Consider the following 24,034-nt stretch of genomic DNA (forward strand, 5'->3'; position numbering starts at 1 on the left):
ATCTGCTTTCTGTGAGCGGCGTTTCACGGCGGTTCGCGCCGCCGTCGGGGGATCAGGCGAAGACGTCCTGCTGGTAGCGCTCATCGGCCTCGAGCTGCGCGAACCACTGCTGGGCGGCCTCGTTGTCGCTGCCGGTCCGCTCGCGGTAGATCGCCGCGAGGGCCTCGCGCACGGCGGGCGCCATGCGGCGGCCGTCGCCGCAGACGTAGATGTACGCGCCGTCTTCAATGGCCTGCCACACCGTATCGGCGACGTTGGCGATGGCGTTCTGGACGAACCGGGCCGGGTGGCCGGTCACCGCGGAATAGGCGGTGTGCACCTGGGCAATCCCGGCCTGCTCCCAGTCCTGCATCTCCTGCCGGTAGAAGTAGTCGTGCTCCGGGTGACGGCAGCCGACGAAGACCTGCGACAGACCCACCTCGGTGCCCTTCTCGTGCTGCGAGGCGCGCTCCTCCAGGAAGCCGCGCAGTGGCGCTATGCCGGTGCCGGGGCCGATGAGGATCAGCGGCGTGGCGGGGTCGGCCGGCGGGGCGAAGGTCGGGGAGGGCACGCGCACGTAGCCGTAGAAGACGTCCCCGGGCTCAAGGCCACCGATGTAGGACGAGCAGGTGCCCCGGTACTGGCCGTCACCGGACAGGGCCGGGCCTTCCAGCAGGCCCACGGTCAGGCGCACGTGGCGGGGGTTGGCCAGCGGGGCGGAGGAAATGGAATAGAACCGCGGGCGGATCGGGCCCATCATGTCGAGGAAGACCGCCAGCGGCAGCTCGACCGCCCGGAAGCGCTCCAGCAGGCCCAGCACGGAGACCCGCTTGCCCAGGATCTCAGTCTGATAGCGCTCCTCGGCTTCGGCGGTGTCGGCCGTGTAGGCCTGCAGCTGCGGTCGGGTCCACGGGCACTCGGTGTGCTCGGCCAGCGTCTGCATCTGAGAGCGGGTGGCCACGTCCTGCAGCTCCAGGAACTCGGTGAGCAGCAGTCCTGCAGTCACAGGGGTGCCCACCGGGAGGTGGGTGCGGCCGCCGGCGGGCTGCTCCAGGCGCAGGGCCTGATCGCGGTCGACGCCGAGCCGTGCGAGGGCGCGGTTCACAAGGGCCGGCTCGTTCTTTGCGAAGACGGCCAGATGGTTGCCAGTCTCGTAGGTGACACCCTCCGGCAGCCCGATCGTGATGGACTTCGCCGACGGGCGCGGCGGTTCGAGGCTGAAGTCCCATAGGCCGGTCGCGTCGGCCACTAGTTCCTCGTTGGCCACCACCGTGAGGGGGTAGGCCTGCTCGGAGACGATCGCGGGGCGCACGTCCGCCTCGGTGAGCAGCTGCACCTGGAAGCGCGGGCTGCTCGCCTCGGAGGTGTCTGCGGCGTACTCCTCGGCCAGCGTGGCCCACAGGGATTCCATCCAGCGGGTGGCCATGCCGTCGAAATCACCGGCGGCATCCGCGGCGCCGCGCTCGATGACGGGGGTGGCGCCGGCGGCCAGCAGGCCTCCCTCGATCCGCTTTGGGAAGCCCTGGTAAGTGGCCACCCACTGGGTGTTGCCGGCCCCCAGCAGCGCGAACCGCACGTTCGACAGCGAACCCTCCGGGAGTCCGGAGGCGAGAAGGTCGTCGAAACGCTGGGCGTTGTCCGGGGCCTTACCGTTGTAGCTGGAGGCCACCACGACAAGCAGGCCCTCGGTGGGCAGGTTGTCGCCCAGCTTGTCCAGACCGACCAGCGTGGTGCCGAAGCCGGAGCGCTCACTGCGGTCGGCGATGGTGCGCGCCAGGTCCTCGCACGAGCCGAGGCTGGAGCCGTAGGCGACTGTCAGGTTCACCCCGACACCGCTGACCGCGGCCTGCGCCCGCGTGTCGCCAGTCTGCAGGTCCACTGCGCCGAACACGGTCCGCTCGTGCTCCTGACGGGACCGCACTTTCAGTTCGAAGCCGGCGGGCTTGCGCGTCAGCGCCTCCTTGACGTCCATCTTGTAGTCGTTGGTGTCGGCCAACTTGAACTTCTGCAGCACCAGCGCGAGGGCCAGACGGGCTTCGGTGAGCGCGAACTGGCGGCCGATGCAGGCACGCACGCCGTTGCCGAACGGCTTGTAGGCGTGCGGGTGGTGGTTGACCCGGTTCTCCGGCAGCCACCGGTTGATGTCGAACTCCTCCGGCCGGTCCCACGCGTTGGGGTGGGTGTGCAGCGGGCCCTCGAGGATGTTGACCCGTGCTCCCTTCCTCAGCTCGTAGCAGCCGCCAATGACGGTGTCCTCCAGCGGGGACTTGCCGATCATCGGGATGGGAGCCCACAGGCGCAGGGTCTCCTCGAGAATGCGCGGGATCACGTCCATCTGCATGATCGTGTCGTAGTCCGGGACCGTGTCTCCCGGCAGCAGTCGGTCCACCTCGGCGTAGGCCTGGGCCAGCACGTGCGGGTTACGCATCAGCGAGTACGTGGCGAACGACAGCAGGCCACTGGTGGTCTCGTGACCGGCGATCAGGAACGTCACCACCTGGTCACGGACGTTGTCGTCGTCCAGCCCCTTGCCGGTCTCCGGGTCGGTGGCCTCCAGCATCAGACCCAGCAGGTCATCCTCGGCGGTGCCCTTCCCCTCACGGCGCTCCTTGATCACACTCTCGACGAGGTCCCGCATCAGTTGGATGTTCGCGCGGTACTTCGTGTCATCGGCCTTGCGCAATTTGGTCATCATCGGCAGCTCCTGCGTGCGCCGCAGTGACTCAACCAGCGCCTCCAACAGCGCGTTGAGGAAGGGGTGCAGATCCTCCTTGGCGAAGGAGTCGAACCGGTAGCCGAACCCTGACAGGGCGATGGTGTCCAGGGTCAGCCGGGTGTAGTCGTCGGTGATGTTGACCGACTGGCCCTCCCTGCGCTCCCACTTGCCCACCAGGTTCTGGGCGATCTCCAGCATCTGCCCGTAGTAGCCCTTCATCGCCCGCTGGCTGAAGGCCGGGAGAAGGACTCGGTGCGCCATGCCCCATTCCTCCTCGTGCTGGTGGGCCGTGAACAGGCCGGCGCCCGTGAAGTCACGGACGTGGGCCAGCGGCGTCTTGTCGATCTGCTTGAAGAACCGCGTCTCGTCGCAAACCTCGGCCACCAGGTCCGGGTCCCAAACGAAGACCTGCTCGATGCCGGCGATCTCCATGCTGTAGAGCCCCTCGGGGAACTGCTTGGACAGTTCGCCGAAGTATTCCACCGGGTTAGTGCTGGGGATCTGCGGCGTGTGGCCGAAGAGCGGGACCCCGCGCGGAGACCTGATGGGTCGCGAGTCGTTCTTGGACTGTGTGGTCATGGCTTGCTCCTCTGTAGAGGGGGGATCGGCTAGGCCGCCGGCGATGCGGGGATGCATCACAGAAACGTACGCCGTATGGAAATGCAACCATACAATGTATGAAAGGTCGACCGCAACCCTGAGCCTTGGGTGACTGTCATTCCGCCGCACGGCGAGGTTATTTCCATACGCTGTACGAATTTGATAGTGTCCGAGTATGGAAAAGACGAAGAGTTCCCCGCGGGGGACCAGGAAGAGAGAGGTGCCTCTGACCGAGGCCGGGATCTACGCCGCCGCCCTGCGGCTCATCGACGAGGACGGGGTTGAGGCGCTCACCATGCGTAAACTTGCCACCGCGCTCGATGCGAACCCGATGTCGCTCTACTACCACGTGCCGAACAAGGACGCTGTGCTGCGCGGCGTGGCGAGAATGGTCGGCGCCCAGTTCCGCACCGTGAAGTCCGAGGACGCTCCCTGGCAGGAGCGCATCCGCCTGCTCGCCACGGATTTCCGGACGCTGGCGCAACGCCACCCCAGGTTCATGGGCTACTCGTTCAGCCTCCAGTCGGACTTCATCCAGCCCGACGACCCGTTCTGGATTGAGCTCACCGCGATCCTGGACGCCGCAGGAGTGCCGCACTCGGAGCTCTCTCATTTCACCGCTCTCGTGGGCTTCGCCATCAACGGTGTCCTCACCGCCGAACTCACCGGCACGCTCCACCGGTGGTCGAGCCTCAAACCCCCCACTGATGGCGAAGACGGGCTCACCCCTCCAGGCCTTGACGAGAACCGCGTCTTCCACCTGGCGCTGGACACGATCATCATGGGCCTGGAGGGCCAACTCGCCGTCTTTGGTGAAGGCCAGGGCGCCGACCATTGATGGTGTGGTCCTGTAGCGTTCCGGCCTGAGAGCGCCCGTGGTCGGCGGGGCCCAGGCAGCAACGCATGAGCAACCGGTCAGTTCAATGACCGTTCCCGAGATGGCGGACATTCCGTCCCGATGCGAGAATGCCCGCATGCTTATATTCTTGGAGACGGAGCGGCTGTTGCTGCGGCAGTTCAATCTCCGCGACTCAGAACTGCTCGTGGAGTTGGACGGCGATCCGCGTGTGATGCGGTACATCACGGGCGGCGCCCCGACGTCTCGGGACGAGGTTGAAGGCGAGATACTTCCGGCATTCCTTGGCTACTACCGGGAATTCCCCGGCTACGGTTTCTGGGCCGCGATCGAGAAGTCAAGCGGAGATTTCCTCGGCTGGTTCCACTACCGACCCGCCCCCGGCGATCCACTCGATCAGCCGGAACTGGGCTACCGGTTGCGCTGCGAGGCTTGGGGAAAGGGGTACGCGACCGAGGGTTCTCGTGCGCTGATCGCCAAGGGGTTTACCGAGTTCGGAGTGCAACGGGTCGTTGCTTCGGCCGTGGCAGTCAACACAGCCTCGCGAAGGGTGATGGAGAGATCTGGGATGCGTCTCGTACGGGCCTTCGTCGCTGACTGGCCAGTGTCGATCCCGGGCGATGAACACGGCGGCGTCGAGTACGCGATCTCCAGGCGTGAATGGGAGCTAAACCGGACCGCCGTCACTGGTCCGTGATCCAGCATCTTTCACCTCGCGGGCAGCGACGGTGGCCAGGATCATCGGACCACCTCGCAGTGGAGATGGGTGACACCAGGGGCAGGCACCGCCTCGGTCATTCCTTCCGAATGCGAACCGGGGGGCAGTGTTCGGTTCCGAGTCCGAAACCGGATACTGACACGCCAAGTATGCTCCCGAGGCGGGAACGGTGCATCCCAGAACGCCGGGATGCGCTAGTGGGGTCGGGCGCTATCTGGCCTTCGATAGGCGCCGGACCATCAACGAAAGGTTGCACTCGACGGCAGCTCAATAGAAACAGTCCCGGGCAGCGCGTCGGCGGCCGGGATCCGGGAAATCACCTTGGCCGGCACCAAGGGTGCGGGTCTGCCAGAGCATCACCGCCAGGACCACGACGACGACGAGCGGGCCCGCGGAGGTCCTTTATCACCTGGTCGGCCTCCGGCTTGATTGGGCGCTCAATGCCTTCAGCGCATTGACAGTCCGGATGGTGACGGAGCACCCTAGGGCCTGTTGGGCTGAGGCGCTGCAGAATCATCGACGATGGGGGACCCCATGATTACTGTCCGGTTCATTTACATGACAGGCATTAAGCGGGGCCTTTTCCACAGCGCCCGCCTGTCCGGCACCTGGAACAGCTGGGGCGACATACCGATGCGGGAGACCGTAGCTGATGACGGCTGCCCGGCTTTCGAAGTGGCCGTGGACTTCGATGACGCTCTGGCCGGCCAGGAGATCCGGTGGGGTGTCCGACTGGACGGACGGGCAGGAGCGAACCAGTGGGGGATTCCGACCGAGGACCCGGACCTGGGTGTGATCAGGCCGGAATGCCGGACCATCCTTCCGGCGGCCGGAGGGCTGGCGACGGCCCGCTACTATCTGACACTCAGCCGGTTCCTTGGCGCCCAGAAGTTCTACCAGGGCGGCGCGGAGCTCCTCAAGTTCGCGGTCTGGGCACCGCACGCCCAAAGGGTTGAGGTTGTCTTCGGAACAACGGACAACGGCTACATCTTCGACGATGGCACCGGCATCGACCCGAACCGTCCCGTTGTGCTGCTCAAGAAAATCGGTGGCGGTATCTGGGCCAGCGACCCGCTGTCGGACTTCCAGTCCTACGTGGGATTGCCTTACATGTACCGCATCCAAAACGCCCAAGGCGTCACGAGGATGCACACCGATGTCCACTCCCGCTGGCAGATCGGGCGCGGCGACAAAAACCCACTGTATGACGCGTGGGACAAGAGCCCGGCTACTCTCGACGGCGGCGTCAGCTGCAGCGTCGTCGTCGACCAGGACGTGGTGCGCGAAGAGTTCGAACCGATCACCAACCCACCGAAGCAGATCACCGACGAGGAGTTCTGGTCCAGGGAGTTCACCGCCGGATTGCCGGTGCCGTCGCGACTCCCTGAGCTGGTGATCTATGAACTCCACATCGGGTCGCTGGGATTCGGCAAAATTGGCCCGGGCAACCTGCAGGACGCCATGGACTTCATCCCTCATCTGGTGTCCCTCGGCGTCAACGCAGTCGAGCTGCTACCTGTGTCCGAATTCCACGGAAACGTCGGCTGGGGCTACGGGGACACGCACCATTTCGTCATTGAGTCCAGCGCCGGCGGACGCGACAAGTACAAGCACTTCGTGCGGGAGTGCCACCGCAACGGGATCGCCGTCATTCAGGACGTCGTCTACAACCACTTCGACAACGACGCCGACAGGGCGGAATGGCAGTACGACTCGGACCTGCCTGAGGAAAACATTTACTACTGGTACGAGGGGCGCTCCACCGATTATGCCAACCCGAAAAACGGGTACCTGCGGAACGGGTCGTCGGGGTTTACTCCTCGCCTGTGGGAGGAGAATGTGCGAAAGCTGTTCACGAGCAGCGCCGCGGAGTTTGCCGAGGAATTCCACGTTGACGGCTTCCGCGTGGACCTCACCCAGGCCATCCACCGCGACCATTGGCACGAAATCGACGGATCGCCAGTGGACTCCGCCAGGATCTTCGGCCAGAAGCTGCTGCGGGAGTGGAGCCGGACTCTGAATCTCATCCGGCCTGCCGTCATGCGCATAGCCGAAGACCATTCAGATTGGTTCGCGGTGACACAGCCCACCGACATGGCGGGGATGGGATTCAACGCGACCTGGTACGCCGCGTTCTATCACGACCTGATCGGTGATGCGGACAATCAACTGGACAAGGCCAGGGTGCTCCACCGCGCCGGGTTCGGGACGGACGACCCGGTGCCGTTGAGCCAGCTCTCCGGATCACTTGCCCGGACCGGGGATGCGCGGATCGCTTACCACGAGTCCCACGATGAGGCCGGAAACTCCGACGGCACTTTGCGCACAATCCGCGTGGCCGTCAATGACGCCGCACTGTTCGGGCCGACTCGGGACGCTGCGGAGGCCCGGGCAAGGCTGGTCGCCGGGATCGGCATCCTGTCGGCCGGCACGCCGATGTTTCTCATGGGCGAGGAGATCGGCGCCCGGGCACCTTTCAAGCACAACCAAATCCTGGAAGGCCGGGAAGACATCCTGAGAGAAAGCCACGGCCTGGGAGCGAACCTGTTCCGCTACTATCAGGACCTGATCAGGCTCCGCCGTACCCGCCGGGGCTTCCGGTCACGAAACATCGACATCATTCATGCCTCCGATGGCAACCGGGTCATCGCCTTCACACGGAACGAAGGACCCACCCGTGAACTCGTTATCGCGTCCCTGAACAACCGGCCGTTCGATGGAGGCTACATCATCCAGAGTTCGGTGGACCGGCTGAGCCCTGGTCAGTGGCAGGAGGTCTTCAACAGCGACTCGCGGTTCTATGGTGGATCGGACCTGGGGAACTTCGGTGCCGCCCTGCCCAGCCAGGACGGCCAGATTGAGGTGCGCTTGCCGGCCAACGCATTGGTCGTGCTGAGCATGCTGTGACGCCGGGTAACTTCTCGTTCGGCGGTCCGGGGCGCAGTACCGTACGGCGCTTTTGGACAGCCTCTGATGGTGATGTAGCCACCGACGAAGCCAACTCGGGTGACATCTGCGCGGGCAGAATTGCCGCGGAGGCGGGAAGAACCGTTGGCATACTTGGCTGCCCGATCCCGGCACGGTCCTCCGTGGCCGAGAGCGATCCTGGTCGCTTTTTCTGGCTGCCTATCGAAGATACGGCGGCCGTGGTAATTTCTGCTTGGATTAGGAGTTCCTCATGCGATTGCCTTCCAATCCAGCTCCTGATACCGCTTTCGAAAGCAGAGGCAACGATGGCAACTCTATTGATCTTCCATGAGGTCGACGACGTTAACCACTGGCTCAGCTCGCCGCGACGCCAGGAACTCTTCGGACCCATGGGCATGACTGTTCGAACCTTTGTCGACCCGGAGAAAACCAACCGCGTCGGCCTGATCGTCGATGTCCCGGACATGGACACGTTCCAGCGAATGATGGAGTCCGAGGCCGCGGCCGACGCCATGGAATTCGACGGCGTACGCCGGGACACGATCCTGACGCTGGTCGAACCCGAGCCCAGCACCTGACCCCGGGACGTAGTGCTGGCGGGTCTTCTGAGGCGTTTAGCCGCTCATACCTGCAGTCTGCCGCCGGTGGGCGGTGCGTATGGCTAGCCCCGCCGGTCGTGCGGGCGGGCGCTTGGCCGGCGCACGAACGCCGCGGCTCCGGCCGGCCCGCCGAAGCAGAGTTGAACAGCAGGGGAACAAGGCCCGAGCTGTACCCCGTCGAAAGGACCGACATGGCATCCGGACCGGTTTCCCGGGGGCACCTTCTCACTCTCGGAGGATCTCACGCTGACCCGTATGGGATACGGGGCGATGCAGCTCGCTGGCCCGCACGTGTTCGGGCCGCCCGCTGACCGCGACGGCGCCCTTGCCGTTCTGAACGAGGCCGTGAGTCTGGGCATCAATCATATTGATACGGCCGACTACTACGGGCCCCACATCACCAACGAAATCATCAAGGAAGCTCTTCACCCCTATGCGGAGGACCTTCATATCGTGACGAAGGTCGGTGCGCGTCGCGATGCGGACGGGAACTGGCCGCAGGCCCTCTCACGCGACGAGCTCCAGCAGGCCATTCACCACAACCTCACGAACCTCGGGCTTGACGTCCTCGACTTGGTGCATCTGCGAGTCGGCGGGTTCGAAAGTCCCACCCCCGGTTCACTCGCCGAACCCTTCACCGCCCTGGCCGAACTCCAGCAGGAGGGGCTGATCAAACATCTCGGCCTCAGCACCGTCAACGCCGGGCAAATCGCCGAGGCACAGCAGATCGCCCCTATCGTCTCAGTGCAGAACTTCTACAACATCGCCAAACGGCAGGACGATCAACTCGTGGACTCACTCGCGGAGCAGGGCATCGCCTACGTGCCGTACTTCCCCTTAGGCGGATTCACGCCGCTTCAGTCCGACACCCTCAGGGATGTCGCCGAACGCCTGCAGGCAACCCCGATGAGTGTCGCCCTGGCCTGGCTGTTGCAGCGCTCACCGAACATCCTGCTCATCCCCGGTACGTCCTCACTCGCGCATCTCCGAGACAACGTTTCGGCTGCCGCCCTCGAGCTGCCGGCCGACGCGATCCAGGCACTGAACGCAATTGCCGAATAGCGACGTCTGAACTGACCAATCACCCCCGCGAATCAGGACGACGGCATCCCCTTCAACAGTCCCCGGTCGGTCTGACGGGTTCGGTGCCGGATTTTGGGGGATGCGGCCGGACTCAGCAAACCTAGGACCGGAGGAATTGCGAGTCAAACCCATTGCCGGGACAACGAAGCGCGGCTAACGTGCTGTCTAGGAAGTGGCCGTGGGCAACGATATTGGGGGTGGCCGCACCGCGTCCATTGTGGACGCTTAACCTCGCAAGGCTGGCTCCATGGCCTCCAACCGATGGAGCCAGCTTCCGGTAGCCGCGAGGTTCCGCGGTGCCGCGGCGGACAGATTCTCGACACCGGCCACGGATCGTCTGACTAGATTTTTTCAACCCATTGGGCACGCCACTGTGGTGCGTCGAATGCTTCGCTCCAGTAGGCCGTCTCCCTGGCGATTTTGCCCTCGCGAAATTCAAAGATGAACACCGTTTCGTACTTTGGGCCGCCGTAATCCAACAACGCCTCGGCGACGACCAGCTCCCCGCCGCTGGTCAGCCGGCGCGGGGTGATGGTTGGCAGTTGTGGGAAGGCGTTGTAGATTCCCCTCCGGTTCTCGGCGCCGCGCACGAGCTCTCCGGATTGTGGCCAGTGCATGATCGCGTCGTCATGAAACAACTCGTCCATGATGGCAACCTGACGGTCATTGATACAAGCGATCAGCCGGTTGACTACCTTCTCGTTTGCAGTGGTTTCATCCACAGTCTTTTCATCCACAGTCCTGACCTGATTTCTGGGGAGTATCTGATTCTGCATCGGGCTCGAGTCTGGAGGGGCGGATGAGGCCCCTGTAAGAATCTTGTCGTCTTAATGGTCGGAGGAGCAGCTGACGGCGGCCAGTGCCCAAAGTCCCCCGTCCCCCGGACCCATTGTGTCCAGAGGGACGGATCCGCCAGGGCATCAAAAAGGCCTACGCGGCCCTTTCGTATGGGAATGCTCTGCTGCACTGGTGTGGTGCCGCTGGGTCCTGACCGTCGGGCACGGCCGGCGCACCGCAGCCCGTTGGAGGAGACGTCGGCGGTGCATCGTGCGCTCGTGAGGCAGAAGGCGGGGGAGCGGTGGCGCCGCTAGGCACCGAGCTGGCGTCGAATGTGTTCGGGGTAGTCCTCGTAGCTGGCCATCACATCGAGAAGGTCAAGCATTGGTGGGAAGTCCTCGACGGGCTGGCGTCCGGCAAGGTAAACCGCGGTCTGTTCAACTACCTGGAGCTCGTCGGCGTTCGTCAGTCCCAGCTGTTCAAGTGTCTCGGGGTCGGCGCGGAACCAGGACTCGATAATTCCGCTGTCAGTATGGGCACGCACCAAATACTGGTGTTCGGTTACCGGCTCAACATCGAACTGCTTAGTCATAGGACCCACCTTAGCTTCACGGGTCAGTAGTGTGGCCCTGTCTTCCGGCATGTTTGCGCTGCCGATCTGGCTGCAGACAGCCAGCGGCTTTGCGTGCTCTTCTCCTGAAGCCGTGGGGGCCTATTGAAGGGGTGATGGGGTTGAGGCGGGTCCGTGGAATACGCTTCAGCGCCAGTCGTCGATCACGTAGGCGTCGGCGTGGCTGTAGCCGGGCTCGTTGGGCCGGTGCATGGTCACGCCCTGCAACCCGGTACGGAAACCGCGGGCGACCATGCGCTGATAGGCATCCGGGCGGCCCAAGTTCATCCCGGCGTCGAGCTGACCCAGTCCGCGCTCGGCTGCCAGTTGCTCGCAGGCGTCGAGTAGTCGTTCGAATCTGTCACCGGCCTGCCGGCCGGGGCGCACGGCGCCGAACTTGATGAGGCACACATCCGTCCCGGCCTCCGATCCCGGTCCGCAGTGACACACGGCCAGCCCGTCGAGCCCTGACTCGCCCGGCAGCAGCACGGTGTCGCCGAGTCCCTGTGCGTGCGCGGCCGTGATCTCGCGTTCCAGATCCAGACCCCCGTACACAGCGTCGGTCAGTGCGCGGCAGGCATTGAGGTAGTCGGGCCGCTCGGCGGCGGATAGCTCGGCAAAAGTCACCCGGCCGGGCACCGCGCCACGGGCCGCGACCTGCTTACGCATGACGGCGGTGAGGAATCGGGGCCAGAAGCCGTAGCGGCGGTAGAGCTCGAGGTGTTTAGGACTGTGCGAGAAGGTAAACAGGCCGAGGTGGCTATTTCCCCAGGTCTCGAGGCAGCCCATGATCGGCTCCATCAGGCTTTTGCCGACGCCGTTGTCCCACAGGTCCGGACGGACGGTCAACGGTCCGAAGAACCCGACGCTGCCCCAGTTGGCGGCGAAGTTCGATCCGGCGAGTTCGCCGTCGACCGTCGCGGCGAAGGCGGCGTGCGGATCGGCGGCAAAGCGGGTACGGACATAGTCGGCGGTCCCGAACACATCAGGGACCCCGAGGAACGTCCCGAACGCCACCCTGCAAATCTCGTCAGCACGATCGAGGTCCGCCTCCTGCAGCGGACGGACCGATACCGGGCCGCCGGCACCCTTTCGCCCGGTTTCCTGTGCGGTCATGAGCCTCTCCCTCCACGACGTCTTCTTGCATCCGACCACCCGACGCAAAGCCATCGCGAGGCGAATCCGACAGCGCGGCGATAGAGTCCCGTGGAATGGTGTAAATCGTCGTGCACGTTGCTTTGCGGTGGTGTGCATTATGCCGTGGGTTGGAGTGTTCCGTCCAGACACCCTAGTTATGTTCGGCGCGTTCGAATTCCAGTGCGCGCGCGATCGCATCGAGGACGCTGTCCGAGACGCCGGTGAGGTTCCCGCGCTCGAGGAGAACGCCGAGTTCCAAGCCTATGTTTCGTCGTGCCGCGAGTAGGAGGATCCGGAGGGCGTCCGTTCCAACAGTCCGAAGTCGATCATGTAGCGGCGCAGCATAACGACATCATCGCTATAGCTGAGGAGCCGTTCATTTACCTGCTTTTCCGTTAGGTGTTCGTCCGGCTCGATGGCTTCGCTGACAATCCAGGCCAGGAGCTCCCGCCGTTCCGCCATGTTGGCTGGGTACCTCTCGATCCTGCCTAGGCGCATGAAACGAGCCAATCCTCTCTGCGCCTGTCGCCGGGGTTGCTGCGTGAGCAGGTCGCGGAAGATCGCCTCAGACACCTCCAGCTCGTTGTCGGCATTCCGTTCGACGAGCCCGGACTCAAGCAGAGCGGCGATGGCCCGGTTCCGCCGTCGGTCATTCAGTTCAGCAACCACTTCGGGGAACTTGGCGCCGAGCACTATTTGGGCGTAGGCGGTCCGGGCGTCGTTGTTGGCGAGGGCGGCAACCACTCGCCGCCAGTGCGGTCCGCTCAGCCTCGCCCCTGCGGTCACAGTGTTTTCCTCACTCTGCATCTGCCCCCTGAGCTGGTCACGGTGTGCTTGGTCAACAGGCCAAATCGTAGTCCTGCGCGAGTGTGACGGACAGGGGCCGCTCGTGGGCACCTCACCCGGTGCACCGCTAGGGCTCCCGAAATGACATCCAATGCCGTTGGCGCAAGTGTTGAGTGTCGCAGACCGGCGTAGTAGCGTGACAAACACTGTCAACACGCATCACACGGACTCGGGAGCGATCATGGCATATATGACACGTGGGCTGGTGGCCGTCACGGCGGCTCTGGCATTGGGCGTGACGGGCGGCGTCGTCGCCGCCCCTGCGGTGGCCGATCCGCGGGAAACTGCAAAGACGTCGACCGCCACCGGCTACGGCGGCGCGGTGAGCACCGTGGATCCGGAGGCCTCCGCAGCGGCGATCGACGTCCTCCGCAAGGGCGGCAACGCGGCGGACGCCGCCGTCGCCGCAGCCGCGACCCTTGGCGTCACCGAGCCGTACAGCGCCGGAATCGGCGGCGGAGGCTACTTCGTGTTCTACAACGCGAAGACCGGCAAGGTGGGCACGATCGACGGGCGAGAGACCGCACCGGCAGGAATGCCGCGCGACGCGTTCATCGACCCGGCGACCGGCAAGCCCTACAATTTCACGCCCGAACTCGTCACAAGCGGCGTCTCCGTTGGCGTCCCCGGCACTCCGGCCACCTGGGAGCGTGCCCTTGACCGTTGGGGCACGTTGAGCCTCGGGGATGCCCTCAAGCCTGCCATCAACGTGGCGACCCGTGGGTTCGTGGTCGACAAGACGTTCCGCCAGCAGACCCTCGACAACAAGCTCCGGTTCGAGGCGTTCCCCTCGACCAGCAGCCTCTTCCTCCCGGGCGGCGACGCCCCCGCCGTCGGAAGTGTCTTCCAGAACCACGACCTCGCCGCGACCTACCGGCTCCTCGCCAAAAAGGGCACGAGCGGCTTCTACGGCGGCCCGCTCGCGGCCGAGATCGCGGCCACGGTGCAGGCTCCGCCCAAGAGGGCCGGCACAACGCTGCCCGTTCCGGTCGGCCACCTGACGACGGCGGATCTCGCCGCATACCGCGCCCTGGATCAGGCGCCCACACACGTGGACTACCGCGACCTGGACGTCTACGGCATGGCGCCGTCCAGCAGCGGCGGCACCACGGTTGGCGAGGCGCTGAATATCCTGGAGCCGTCCAACCTGTCCGGGATGTCCAGGCCCGACGCCCTGCATCACTACCTCGAGGCGAGCGCGCTTGCCTTCGCGGACCGCGGCAAGTACGTGGGCGACCCGGTGTTTGTCGGCGTCCCGACCGCCGCGCTTACTGACCCGATATTCGGCAAGGAGCGCGCCTGCCAGATCGACCCGCTGCACGCGGCGGCGAAGCCCGTTGCGCCGGGGGACGTGACCTCGTACAACGGCGCGTGCCCGGCTGCCGCCGTGGCGTCCGACGACGAGAAGGACACGGAGAACATCTCGACGACCAACCTGACGGTCGCGGACAGGTGGGGGAACGTGGTCGACTACACGCTCACGATCGAGCAGACCGGCGGGTCCGGCATGGTGGTCCCCGGCCGCGGCTTCCTGCTCAACAACGAGCTGACCGACTTCTCGACCGTGTACAACCAGACCGACCCGAACCGGATCGAGCCGGGGAAGCGCCCGCGCTCGTCTATGGCGCCGACCATCATCCTCAAGGAGGGCAAGCCGTTCCTCGCTCTCGGCTCGCCCGGCGGATCGACCATCATCACAACCGTCCTGCAGACGATCCTGAACCGGGTGGACCTGGGCATGACCATCTCCGAGGCGATCGCTGCACCGCGTGCCTCGCAACGCAACACGGCCAAGGTCACGGCCGAGCCGGAGTTCATCGCCGCCTACGGCAGCCAATTGACACCCTTTGGCCATCAGTTCACGCCGTCGGGGGATGCGTTCACCTCGGCAGCGGAGATCGGCGCCGCGACCGCCATCGAATTCCTGCCCGACGGCGGCATGGTCGCGGCCGCCGAGCCCGTGAGACGCGGCGGCGGATCCGCGATGGCACTCAAGCCGTCGCCTAGGTAGGGCCCCGGGGGAAAAAGTGGGCGGACGCTTGCCTGTCACGTAGCTAGGCAGCTAGGGCTCTTGCGAGGAGCATGAAGACGCAGGACGATGAGCTCATCGAGCCCGACGTGGACAGGACACAAGCACTGAACCGATTTAGAAACTACTGGGTTCCGGGCCTTGGAAACGCACGTTCGGCAACTCCACCCGGTCTCAGACCGTGAGCTCGGGAAGGCCGGAACGTGGGGATTGACGTGAGCAGGTTTACTCCGCTGGAGGAGACCGCGTTGTTGACACTGTACGCCCGAGCGCTGGACAGCCGTTTGCCCCGACCGATCCTGGGCGACAGTGACGCAGACCGGATCGCCGCCAGCATTGACTACGATTTCACTGGCCTGGGTCTGGTGACCAGCGTCGTATGCCAGGCAGCGCTGCGCACGAAGATGCTCGATGACAGGGTGCGCATGTTCACTGCGGCCCATCCGAACGCCGTCGTGGTGGATCTCGGAGCTGGTTTGGACGACGGCATGTCCCGCCTGGACGGGCCGCCGACCGTCGACTGGTACAGCGTTGACCTCCCGGCGGTGATCGCGCTGCGCGACAGCGTTCTTCACGGGAATCCGCGGGCCCACTCCGTGCCTCGTTCGCTGACCGACGAACGTTGGCTGGAGGCGATCCCGGCAGAGCGCCCGACGATGCTGATCGCCAATGGGTTGCTGGCCTTCCTTAACGAGCAGGAAATTGTCTCGCTGTTGAGGCGAGTGACCGGCCACTTTCGGTCGGGTGAACTGGCCTTCAACGATTACGGCCGCATCGGCTGGGTGAGTAGGTTCGCGGTGAAGCTGGCCCCGCAGCGGATGTTCAAGGCCGTCTCCGGCCAATGGAGCGGTTACCCCGGATTCAAGGACGCGCACCGGCCAGAGGTATGGAACCCTCGGTTGCAGCTGATCGAGGAGACCAGCCTGGCCCACGCCCCGGAGGTGGAGCTTTTCCCGACTTGGCTGCGCATGGCGACTCACCTCGCCGGGCGCATCCCGAGCATGGCCCGCAAGGCGCGAATCCTGCGCTACAGCTTCTAGCCCCGCCTCCTGTGTGCTCACCCGATCGACGGGACGGGCACTTACTCGCACCCCTTTGCCCCGTCGATGGCCGGACTCGACAGTCCAAAAGTTCACCGAGCATATACTTGACCGGGCTACGGGCGGCTTGTTGTGTGGGCTTCGGGTGTCCAGTTGGCCGGGGTGATCCGGCCGCCGTAAATGGGGAGTTCAATGGGGGGCTCGTCGGCCCTGAACTGGGACCACATCCGGTTCAGTCCGGCGGTACCGCCGGAACGGACCCGGCCCGGATGGTCCATGTCAAGCTCGATGGACAGCACGGAGGGGGAGTCGTCCGGGGCTTCGGAGAGAACGGCGCCCTCGGGGTCGACGACGATGCTCCGGCCCTGTCCGGTAGGTCCGGCGCAGTTGACGCTGATCATGAATACCTGGTTGACGATGGCATTTGCGCGGGCCAGGACAAGTTCCTGGGCGCGGTCCGGGGTTGTGGTCTTGACGACATTGATGATGACGTCGGCCCCCATCCAGGCAAGTTGCCGGGTGACCTCGGGGAACCATGCGTCGTAGCAGATTGTCAGGCCGGCCCTGCCGAATCCGGCTAGATCGACCGTTACAAATTTGTCCCCGGGGTCGTAGGGTTCGAACGGGCGCCAAGGGAAGATCTTCCGGTAGCTGGCCGCCAGCGCGCCGTCGGGGGAGAGGACCAGGGAGGAGTTGAACAGCTGGCCCTGTGGGCCGCGTTCGCAGATACTCCCGGGGACCAGCCAGAGCCTGAGGTCCCCGGCGAGTTGCCTCAACTCCTTTACGAGCGGCCCGTCGAGAGGCTGCGCGGCTTCCTGTAGCGCCTCGGATCGTTGCCTGTCGGGGCTTCCGTCGCAGAACAGGTGGAGTTCGGGAAAAACCATCAGCTGCGTTCCGGGGTTTTCCGCCATGACGCGGGCGGCTTCATCCGCAAACGCGGAGAACGGTTCACCGATCAGGTGCGGAGGGGCCTGGACGGCTGCAAGGGCGAGGTTGGACATGGGCAGTTACCTTTGAAGTGACGTTGATAGGCGGCGGTCGAAGAGACCGGTTCTGATGGCCCGCTCCACTCCGGCCGCCCGCCGGTCTGATGGGCAGAGATCGGCTGATGCTTGCCATTGAACCGAATGGCAGCCTGCGCGGGCTATGGACATTCGCATAGAAACAGGCCCAAGATTCTGTCATTCGAATATGGGCAAGGAATGGTTCAAGTTTATCCTTGCCCACGCTCCGCATGTGATTCGCTTCACTAGTTCGCGGCGCTGGCGCGGGTTCCGGTCGCTGCAGCCTTCGATCCCGCACCGATGCCAGCAGCATCCCACGTTCTAGGAGACATGTCATGAGTACAGCCACGGGTCCGGCTTCGGGTCCGGCAACGGGTCCGGCAACGAGTCGGGGACTGGAAGTCCGGTCGATCGACTACGTCCCCCTCAGTGAGAGACACGGAAAGGTCTCGCACATTGGGCCTCTGTGGTTTATGAGCAACGCCCAGATAGCCACACTTGCGGTAGGGCTGATCAGCATCACGACCGGCGGGAACCTGATCTGGTCTTTGATTGCGGTCGCGATCGGCGTACTGGTGGGCACCTTGTTCATGGCGGCACACTCCTCGCAGGGCCCGCAGCTCGGGTTGCCTCAAATGATCCAGTCCCGTCCGCAGTTCGGGTACGTGGGCGCTCTGCTGGTGTGGCTGTTCGCCTACCTGCAGTACGCGGGATTCAACGTCTTCAACACAGTCCTGGCCGGCGAGGCCGCGGCTGAGTCCCTTCACATCGGAAACGAAACGCTCTGGTTCTGGGTCGTCACGATTATCGCCTCGGCCGTCGCGCTCTTCGGCTATGACCTGATCCACGGCTTCGAGCGCTATCTGACCTACCTGACCATCATTATGCTGACGCTGCTGACGGCGGCGGTTCTCACCCACCTTGACCTGCCCGGCGGCGCGTTCGATCTCGGCGATTTCCATCTCGTCCCGTTCCTGGGGCAACTGGGCGTGGCGGCGGGCTACCAGATTTCATGGGCCATCTACGTTTCGGACTATTCCCGCTACCTCCCCCCGGAAACCGGCCGCGGGACGTTCAAGTGGACATTCTGGGGGAGCGCCCTGGGCGGTATCTGGGTCATGTTCCTGGGCGCATTCATCGCTGCGGCAGCCGGAAAGGACTTCGAGACCATCGGCTCGATCCGGGACACCGCCGACAAGCTGTTTCCGGGCTTCGGATCGATCGCATTGTTCATCGCCGCCCTCGGACTCGTGTCGGTCACAGCGCTGAACATGTATGGCGGATCCCTGACGCTGATCTCCTCCGTCGACAGCCTGCGCCGCATCCGGCCTACCGTCAGAATCCGCATCGTCACCATCGTGATCACCGCGGCCATCTCACTCGTCTTCGCCAACATCGCATCCGCCGACTTCCTCGCCAACTTCAACGACTTCCTGCTCCTGGTGCTGTACTTCTTCATCCCGTGGACGGCGGTCAACCTCACCGACTACTTCATCGTCCGCAAGGGCCACTATGCCATCGCGGAGATCTTCCATCCCCACGGCATTTACGGACGCTGGGGCTGGCCCGGAATCGCCTCGTACCTCGCGGGCTTCGCGGTCATGATTCCATTCTTCGCCGCCGGAAAGCTTTTCATCGGGCCTGCGGCCGAAGCGATGGGCGGCGCCGACATCTCCCTGTTCATCGGCCTGCCGGTCTCGGCCTTCCTCTACTGGGTGCTCACCCGCCACATCGACACGGCCGCGGAAATGCGTCTGGCCCAGACCCAGGCAACCGAACTTGAGGAAGCCGCGAACAAGCACGTCGAGCCCTGATCGGGGAACGCCAGCGCGAGGGGATTGCCCTGGCCAAGGCCCGCGGGGCCGACCGCGGACGCAGGAAGGCACTCTCGCCGGAGCAGGCGCGCGGGCTGCGTGTGTTGGGCTTAGGCGCGGGAATGAATATCGGCCAGCCTAGTTTCGGCGAACTTGGGTCGCCGGGCCCCTCAGATGCTTGCCGCCTGGCGGTCCGCTAGGCGCCTGGAAAGGAAGTCCTCAACCACCGCGGCGAACTCGTCAGGTCGCTCGATCTGTGGCATGTGCCCCGTATTCGAAAAGACGTACGACTCGGAGCGTGGCAACGACGCGGTCGCCGCCCCCAGATGGCTGAACGGGAGGATGTGGTCGTGATCGCCCCAAACTACAAGCGTTGGAACTTCAGACTGCGCCAAGGTCCCGATCAGGGCCGTCCGCCATTCGGCCCTGACACCGGAGATGGTTCCGAGGTCGCGGGCCACGTCCAGGAGCGTTTGGCGGTGCGTCGCCCGTTGCGACAGAGCGAACGCATGGCCGACGCGGGCATCGGTCACCACGGTCTTGTCGTAGAAGAGAGACTCGACGGTTCGGCGTGATGCCGACTCGTCAGGACGCATGAGCAGCGCCCCGAGGGGCCTGAACGCGAGCAGGCGCAGAACCAGCGCAACTTCCTTGCCGAAACCGGCGCTGTTCGCAAGAACGAGGGCTGAGACGCGGTCAGAATGGTCGGCAGCCAGCTTCATGGCGACGGCGCCCCCGAGCGAGTTGCCGATCACGGGCAGCGGCGCGTGAACCCCAAGGGCGTCGAGGAGGGCGGGCAGGACGTCCGCGAGGTTCGCTAAAGTCGCTGGCCCCGAGAGCCGTTCGGAGTATGCGAAGCCGGGCAGGTCCACGCTGTAGACGGTGTGACGTTCTGAGAGGCGCTCGTGTTGCTCGTTCCAGTCATCGAGGCTTTGGCCAATGCCGTGCAGGAGAAGCACGGGCTCCCCGCTGCCGGTCTTCCGGTAGCGCAAACGAGTGCCCGCGACGGTGATGTGTCCTGTTCCCGGAAGTTCGAGAGAATCCCGGGGCGCTTCCGAAGTTAGCCGTCCAGACGCCCGCACCTGTTGCCCGCGTGGCCCAAAACGAACGTGATCCGTCAGCCTGCCGGCTCTGAGCAGGGCGAAGTCGCGCAGATAGTTCTGGTGCAGCCGCCATGGTGAGCGTGAGCCCTGCTTGGGCAGGTCGCCGGCGCCGCGAAGGATGTATCCGGCCTTCAGGTCGATAAGGGAAGTCAGCTCGGCGTTCGCGACGTCGGTGGGCGCTTCGGGTGCCACCCACTGCAGGTTTTGACGGTCGAGGTACTTCAGCAGCCTGCAGATGTAGCCGGCGACCAGGTCCGCTTTCAGGGTCCAGGACGCGTTGGTGTAGCCGATAGTGAGGGAGAAATTCGGAACGCCTTCCAGCATCATGCCCTTGTAGGTCAAGGTCTTGCCTGTGTCCACGGGCTCGCCGTCGACGGTGAGAGTCATACCGCCGATCACGAGCAGGTTAAGTCCTGTCGCCATGACGATGACGTCGGCCGGGATCGACTTGCCCGAGGCCAGCTCAATCCCGTTCGGCGTGATCCGTAAGATCCTGTCGGTCACGATGTCGGCAGTGCCTGCGCTGATCGCACGGTAGAGATCGCCATTGGGGATCGCGCAGAGGCGCTGGTCCCATGGCTGATACGACGGCGCCAGGTGCGTGTCGACCGCAAAGTCCTCCGGCAGCTTGGCGATGGCCGACTTGCGGAGAATTGCCTTCATTGTCTCCGGCCGCCGTCGGCTGAGCTGGTACGTCAACATCGAATAGAGAATGTTCTTCGCCCGTACGACGTCGTACGCCAGCTGCGCTGGCACCTTGCCCCGAAGACGGTCGGCCAGGTGGTCACGCGACGGCACGGGGGCGATGTAGGTGGGGGAGCGCTGCAGCATCGTCACCTTGGCAGCCGACTTCGCCATCGACGGCACGAGTGTCACCGCGGTGGCCCCACTGCCAATGATCACGACCTGTTTCCCCTCGTAACCGAGATCGGCGGGCCAGTGCTGCGGGTGGACGATCGACCCCCCAAAGGTCTCGGCTCCCTCGATGGCCGGGGTGAACCCAGCGTCATAGCGGTAATAACCCGAACACACGGAGAGGAATGAGCAGGTAAAGCTGACGGACATATCGGGACGGGATACCGCATCGTCCGCCCGATATTCGCCGCCAGAGGTGCGGACGGCCGTAACCGTCCACAACGCGGTTTCGCTCGACCACTCGGCCGATATGACCCGGTGATTGAGCCGGATCCGCGATGCGAGGCCCTCGTCGGCAACCGTCGCCTCGATGTATTCACGTATCGAATCGCCGTCGGCGATCGCCTTGGCGCCGGCCCAGGGCCGGAAGGAGTAGCCGAGCGTATACATGTCGCTGTCGGACCGGATCCCGGGGTATCTAAAGAGGTCCCAGGTGCCTCCCACCGCGCCGCGGGACTCAAGGATCGTGAAGGTCTTCTCAGGTAGTTCGCGTTTCAGCCGGCTAGCAAAACCTATGCCGCTCAGCCCGGCCCCAACAATCAACACATCGACGTGCACGCTCATGAGGCCAAGTTATCGACTTATAGTTGAGACAGTCAACACCGTGTCGAAAACGCAGGCTAGGATGGGCCCATGGCTCAACGAGGAAGACGCACTGCAAGGGTCTCGGGAGATGAGCGCCAGGACGCGATCCTGGTCACCGCCGAGGCGCTCCTCGGGGAGCGCGCTTTCGACGACGTTTCGATCGAGGATCTGGCCGGAGGCGCGGGCATCTCGCGCCCCACCTTCTACTTCTACTTCTCGTCCAAAGACGAGGTGCTGCTGGCCCTTCTGGACCGTGTCATCACCGAGGTGGAACACCGGGTCGGCGACTTGCCGCGGGATTTTGAAAGTGACCCCGTAGGAGCTTGGACTCGTTCCATTGGCATGTTCGTCGAGGTGTTTGTGTCCCATCGTGGCGTTTCCACTGCGGCGATCGCTGCGCGCGCGCGCAACGATGAGGTGCGTGCGCTCTGGTCCAAGTCGATGCAGTCATGGGTCGACTTCTCGAGCGACGTGATCCGGGCCGAGCAAGCACGAGGGGCTGCGCCAGAGGGCATCGACGCACATGACCTGGCAGTAAGCCTCAACCTGATGAACGAGCGGCTGATCACTGCGGTCCTCAACCAGGAGAGTCCCGCCATCGCGGAGTCCCGCGCTCTAGACGTGTTATCAACTATCTGGATTCGCAGTATCTACGGGTCCATCAACCCCGGCCGACGGTAACGCCGGGTCGAGAGGAAGAACTCACATGCCCAACATCAAGACGCTCACCGTGCTCGGCACCGGAGTGCTCGGCTCGCAGATCGCCTATCAGGCCGCCTTCCACGGATTCGCGGTCACGGCCTATGACATTCACGATCAGGTCCTCGAGAAGGCCCGGGCACGCTTCGCACGCCTCGCCGGCATCTACCAGGCAGAGAAGGTAGCCGGCGCTTCGGAAGGCAAGGCTGAGACGGCTCTTGACAACCTCCGCCTCACCGACGACCTAGCGGACGCCGTCGCCGACGCGGACCTCGTGATCGAGGCCGTGCCCGAACTTCTTGAGCTCAAGCGGGACGTCTACCGCAAGCTCGCGGATCTGGCCCCCGCCAGGACTATCTTCGCCACGAACTCGTCGACTCTGCTGCCCAGCGACCTCAAAGATTTCACCGGCCGCCCCGATCGCTTCCTCGCCATCCACTATGCCAATAACATCTGGGCACAGAACATCGCTGAGGTGATGGGGACCACCGAAACCGCTCCGGCCGTGTACGACGCCGTCGTCGAGTTCGCCCGAAACAGCGGACTGGAGCCGATCGAGATCAAGAAAGAGAAAGCCGGCTACGTCCTGAACTCGCTGCTGGTCCCTCTCCTGAATGCGGCCGCAGGCCTGCTGCTGCAGGGCATCGCCGACCCGCAAACGATCGACAAAACATGGCGCATTGCCACCGGAGCGCCGAGCGGACCGTTTCAGATCTACGACGTCGTTGGCCTGGCTACCGCGTACAACATCGCCTCGTCCTCATCAGACGCCGGGTCCCAAGCATTCGCTCATTACCTGAAGGACAACTACATCGACAAGGGCAAGCTCGGCGTCTCCACGGGCGAAGGCTTCTACACCTACTGAATCCGCCCAACGTGCTGCGCAGGTAGACCCGCGGCCACAGTGGTCCCCGCCACTTCCAATTTATCGTGCACAAGGGGGCTTGCGGCAGGGCCCCCGTCATGCCTCAAACTGGCTCAGACGTGACCGGAAAGAGGTGCACGGAAAAGGCTTCTTCGTCGCATTGGTTGTCGAGAGCGTCGTCGAGATAAATTCAATGCGCCGAAGGGAACAGCAGGGCGGCCAAACGGCTCACCCCGTACCAGCCCACGGCCCCAAGTGCTCCCAAAATGACAAAGGAAACAACCCAAAACAAGACGGAGAGTTTCGGCCTCGGGCTTTCATCCATAACAACCACCCACCCTTCAATCGGGATACCTTCGGACCGAATCCTGCCTGAACCTCCTTGCAGAAAGCTTGGAATCGTCCAAGCCCATGTTTCGTCGTGCCGCGAGTAGGAGGAGCCGGAGGGCCTCCGCTCCAATAGTCCGAAGTCGATCATGTAGCGGGACAGCATACTGAGACGGCACGCAACCAGTCGATCAGGCACAGTGGAGCAGGAAACGTTCCGGGATGGCGTCGTCCGGGGGCGCCGGCCGGGCGGGATCGTCCGTGCCCGCCTCGGGCAATGGATGCGCGGCCATGAATTGGTGCCACTCGGGGAAGGGGTCCGGGGGCAGTTCCAGTTCGGGATCCCGGCCGGGTTCCTGGCCGGGTTCCTGGCCGGCATGGCCTGTGGGCGCCGGGTCTGCCTGGTGTCCTGGATCCGCGGGGAGGCCGTGGTCCGGGAGGGTGTCCTTGGTGAGGATGTCGTGCGGCCACTCGGGCGGTTCCCAGTCCTGGTGCTCGCTGGGGTAGTGCCGGCTGGACGGTGAAGTCCACCCCGGCGGGTGGTCCTTGCTGGCTCCGGTGGGTTTCCAGGCGGTGCTGTGTTTCAGGCGGTGGTGTCTGGGGCAGGGTTGGCCCAGGTTGGTGATGCCGGTGGTGCCTCCGTCGGCCCAGGCCAGGAGGTGGTCTGCCTCGTTGTCCAGGGAGTGGTTGCTGCAGCCGGGGAAGGGGCACCTGCCGTCGCGGAGGCGGAGCCATTGACGCTGGGCCTTCGTGACACGGTAGCTGGTCCGGCCGATTTCCAGCGGGGCGCCGTCGCGGGGGTCT

16 protein-coding genes and 3 pseudogenes are annotated in these 24,034 nt (G+C 64.4%); 11 read left to right on the forward strand and 8 right to left on the reverse strand.

Annotated features, from left to right (window positions below; all coding sequences use genetic code 11):
* Positions 1-52: 52 nt before the first annotated feature.
* Positions 53-3,274, reverse strand: coding sequence for a bifunctional cytochrome P450/NADPH--P450 reductase (locus BLQ10_RS20585; RefSeq protein WP_091564858.1), 3,222 nt, complete (start codon positions 3,272-3,274; stop codon positions 53-55).
* A 241-nt stretch (positions 3,275-3,515) separates the two neighbouring features.
* Between BLQ10_RS20585 and BLQ10_RS20590 the strand changes: the two genes are divergently transcribed.
* From BLQ10_RS20590 to BLQ10_RS20610, 5 genes and pseudogenes are all read left to right on the forward strand, one after another.
* Entirely contained in the window at positions 3,516-4,133 is a 618-nt protein-coding gene (locus tag BLQ10_RS20590; RefSeq protein ID WP_091564859.1) for a TetR/AcrR family transcriptional regulator, read from the forward strand.
* 136 nt (positions 4,134-4,269) lie between these two features.
* On the forward strand, positions 4,270-4,848 hold the full coding sequence (locus BLQ10_RS20595; protein ID WP_091564876.1) for a GNAT family N-acetyltransferase: 579 nt from the start codon (positions 4,270-4,272) through the stop codon (positions 4,846-4,848).
* A 555-nt stretch (positions 4,849-5,403) separates the two neighbouring features.
* Complete coding sequence (locus BLQ10_RS20600) at positions 5,404-7,776, forward strand: alpha-amylase family glycosyl hydrolase (protein ID WP_091564877.1); 2,373 nt, start codon at positions 5,404-5,406, stop codon at positions 7,774-7,776.
* Between the two features lie 326 nt (positions 7,777-8,102).
* Positions 8,103-8,375, forward strand: coding sequence for a hypothetical protein (locus BLQ10_RS20605; RefSeq protein WP_091564860.1), 273 nt, complete (start codon positions 8,103-8,105; stop codon positions 8,373-8,375).
* A 231-nt stretch (positions 8,376-8,606) separates the two neighbouring features.
* Positions 8,607-9,458 (forward strand): annotated as a pseudogene (locus tag BLQ10_RS20610) (aldo/keto reductase family oxidoreductase); the annotation flags it as partial.
* A gap of 362 nt (positions 9,459-9,820) precedes the next feature.
* Here the strand turns inward: BLQ10_RS20610 and BLQ10_RS20615 are convergent.
* The 4 genes from BLQ10_RS20615 to BLQ10_RS20630 all read right to left on the reverse strand — a co-directional run bounded on the left by BLQ10_RS20615 (position 9,821) and on the right by BLQ10_RS20630 (position 12,789).
* Entirely contained in the window at positions 9,821-10,216 is a 396-nt protein-coding gene (locus tag BLQ10_RS20615; protein WP_254785696.1) for a nuclear transport factor 2 family protein, read from the reverse strand.
* A gap of 350 nt (positions 10,217-10,566) precedes the next feature.
* Positions 10,567-10,848: a hypothetical protein gene (locus BLQ10_RS20620; RefSeq protein ID WP_091564863.1), complete on the reverse strand. Its 282-nt coding sequence runs from the start codon at positions 10,846-10,848 to the stop codon at positions 10,567-10,569.
* A gap of 165 nt (positions 10,849-11,013) precedes the next feature.
* On the reverse strand, positions 11,014-11,982 hold the full coding sequence (locus tag BLQ10_RS20625; RefSeq protein ID WP_091564864.1) for a GNAT family N-acetyltransferase: 969 nt from the start codon (positions 11,980-11,982) through the stop codon (positions 11,014-11,016).
* A gap of 282 nt (positions 11,983-12,264) precedes the next feature.
* Positions 12,265-12,789 (reverse strand): DUF2087 domain-containing protein, encoded by a 525-nt coding sequence (locus BLQ10_RS20630; protein ID WP_254785697.1) that lies wholly within the window; start codon positions 12,787-12,789, stop codon positions 12,265-12,267.
* A 241-nt stretch (positions 12,790-13,030) separates the two neighbouring features.
* On the opposite strand from BLQ10_RS20630, the gene ggt reads away from it, so the two are divergent.
* Positions 13,031-14,860, forward strand: a complete 1,830-nt coding sequence (gene ggt / locus BLQ10_RS20635; protein ID WP_091564866.1) for a gamma-glutamyltransferase — start codon at positions 13,031-13,033, stop codon at positions 14,858-14,860.
* 233 nt (positions 14,861-15,093) lie between these two features.
* On the forward strand, positions 15,094-15,918 hold the full coding sequence (locus BLQ10_RS20640; RefSeq protein WP_217635846.1) for a class I SAM-dependent methyltransferase: 825 nt from the start codon (positions 15,094-15,096) through the stop codon (positions 15,916-15,918).
* Positions 15,919-16,034: 116 nt separating this feature from the next.
* Here the strand turns inward: BLQ10_RS20640 and BLQ10_RS20645 are convergent, their stop codons facing one another.
* Positions 16,035-16,919, reverse strand: coding sequence for a carbon-nitrogen hydrolase family protein (locus tag BLQ10_RS20645; RefSeq protein ID WP_091564868.1), 885 nt, complete (start codon positions 16,917-16,919; stop codon positions 16,035-16,037).
* 338 nt (positions 16,920-17,257) lie between these two features.
* On the opposite strand from BLQ10_RS20645, the gene BLQ10_RS20650 reads away from it, so the two are divergent.
* Complete coding sequence (locus BLQ10_RS20650) at positions 17,258-18,736, forward strand: purine-cytosine permease family protein (RefSeq protein WP_091564869.1); 1,479 nt, start codon at positions 17,258-17,260, stop codon at positions 18,734-18,736.
* Positions 18,727-18,825, forward strand: a pseudogene (locus BLQ10_RS22885) (recombinase family protein); the annotation flags it as partial. The gene BLQ10_RS20650 and the pseudogene BLQ10_RS22885, both read left to right, overlap by 10 nt.
* An 81-nt stretch (positions 18,826-18,906) precedes the next feature.
* On the opposite strand, the gene BLQ10_RS22890 reads toward BLQ10_RS22885, so the two are convergent.
* Positions 18,907-21,318, reverse strand: a complete 2,412-nt coding sequence (locus BLQ10_RS22890) for an alpha/beta fold hydrolase (RefSeq protein ID WP_091564870.1) — start codon at positions 21,316-21,318, stop codon at positions 18,907-18,909.
* A 69-nt stretch (positions 21,319-21,387) separates the two neighbouring features.
* Between BLQ10_RS22890 and BLQ10_RS20665 the strand changes: the two genes are divergently transcribed.
* Entirely contained in the window at positions 21,388-22,020 is a 633-nt protein-coding gene (locus BLQ10_RS20665) for a TetR/AcrR family transcriptional regulator (RefSeq protein WP_091564871.1), read from the forward strand.
* Between the two features lie 25 nt (positions 22,021-22,045).
* Complete coding sequence (locus BLQ10_RS20670) at positions 22,046-22,903, forward strand: 3-hydroxyacyl-CoA dehydrogenase (RefSeq protein WP_091564872.1); 858 nt, start codon at positions 22,046-22,048, stop codon at positions 22,901-22,903.
* 518 nt (positions 22,904-23,421) lie between these two features.
* Here BLQ10_RS20670 and BLQ10_RS22895 read toward each other — a convergent pair.
* Positions 23,422-24,034, reverse strand: a pseudogene (locus BLQ10_RS22895) (hypothetical protein); the annotation flags it as partial.

It is taken from the genome of Arthrobacter sp. ok362 (genome assembly GCF_900102785.1).
In the GTDB taxonomy this organism is placed as follows: Bacteria; Actinomycetota; Actinomycetes; order Actinomycetales; family Micrococcaceae; genus Arthrobacter.

Bases quoted from the DNA above. Each gene is read 5' to 3' on its own strand.
- BLQ10_RS20595 (WP_091564876.1), top strand. From the start codon at position 4,270: ATGCTTATATTCTTGGAGACGGAGCGGCTGTTGCTGCGGCAGTTCAAT.
- BLQ10_RS20670 (WP_091564872.1), top strand. From the start codon at position 22,046: ATGCCCAACATCAAGACGCTCACCGTGCTCGGCACCGGAGTGCTCGGC.
- BLQ10_RS20645 (WP_091564868.1), bottom strand. From the start codon at position 16,919: ATGTCCAACCTCGCCCTTGCAGCCGTCCAGGCCCCTCCGCACCTGATC.
- BLQ10_RS20625 (WP_091564864.1), bottom strand. From the start codon at position 11,982: ATGACCGCACAGGAAACCGGGCGAAAGGGTGCCGGCGGCCCGGTATCG.
- BLQ10_RS20605 (WP_091564860.1), top strand. From the start codon at position 8,103: ATGGCAACTCTATTGATCTTCCATGAGGTCGACGACGTTAACCACTGG.
- BLQ10_RS20600 (WP_091564877.1), top strand. From the start codon at position 5,404: ATGATTACTGTCCGGTTCATTTACATGACAGGCATTAAGCGGGGCCTT.
- BLQ10_RS20650 (WP_091564869.1), top strand. From the start codon at position 17,258: ATGAGTACAGCCACGGGTCCGGCTTCGGGTCCGGCAACGGGTCCGGCA.
- BLQ10_RS20585 (WP_091564858.1), bottom strand. From the start codon at position 3,274: ATGACCACACAGTCCAAGAACGACTCGCGACCCATCAGGTCTCCGCGC.
- BLQ10_RS20620 (WP_091564863.1), bottom strand. From the start codon at position 10,848: ATGACTAAGCAGTTCGATGTTGAGCCGGTAACCGAACACCAGTATTTG.
- ggt (WP_091564866.1), top strand. From the start codon at position 13,031: ATGGCATATATGACACGTGGGCTGGTGGCCGTCACGGCGGCTCTGGCA.
- BLQ10_RS20665 (WP_091564871.1), top strand. From the start codon at position 21,388: ATGGCTCAACGAGGAAGACGCACTGCAAGGGTCTCGGGAGATGAGCGC.
- BLQ10_RS22890 (WP_091564870.1), bottom strand. From the start codon at position 21,318: ATGAGCGTGCACGTCGATGTGTTGATTGTTGGGGCCGGGCTGAGCGGC.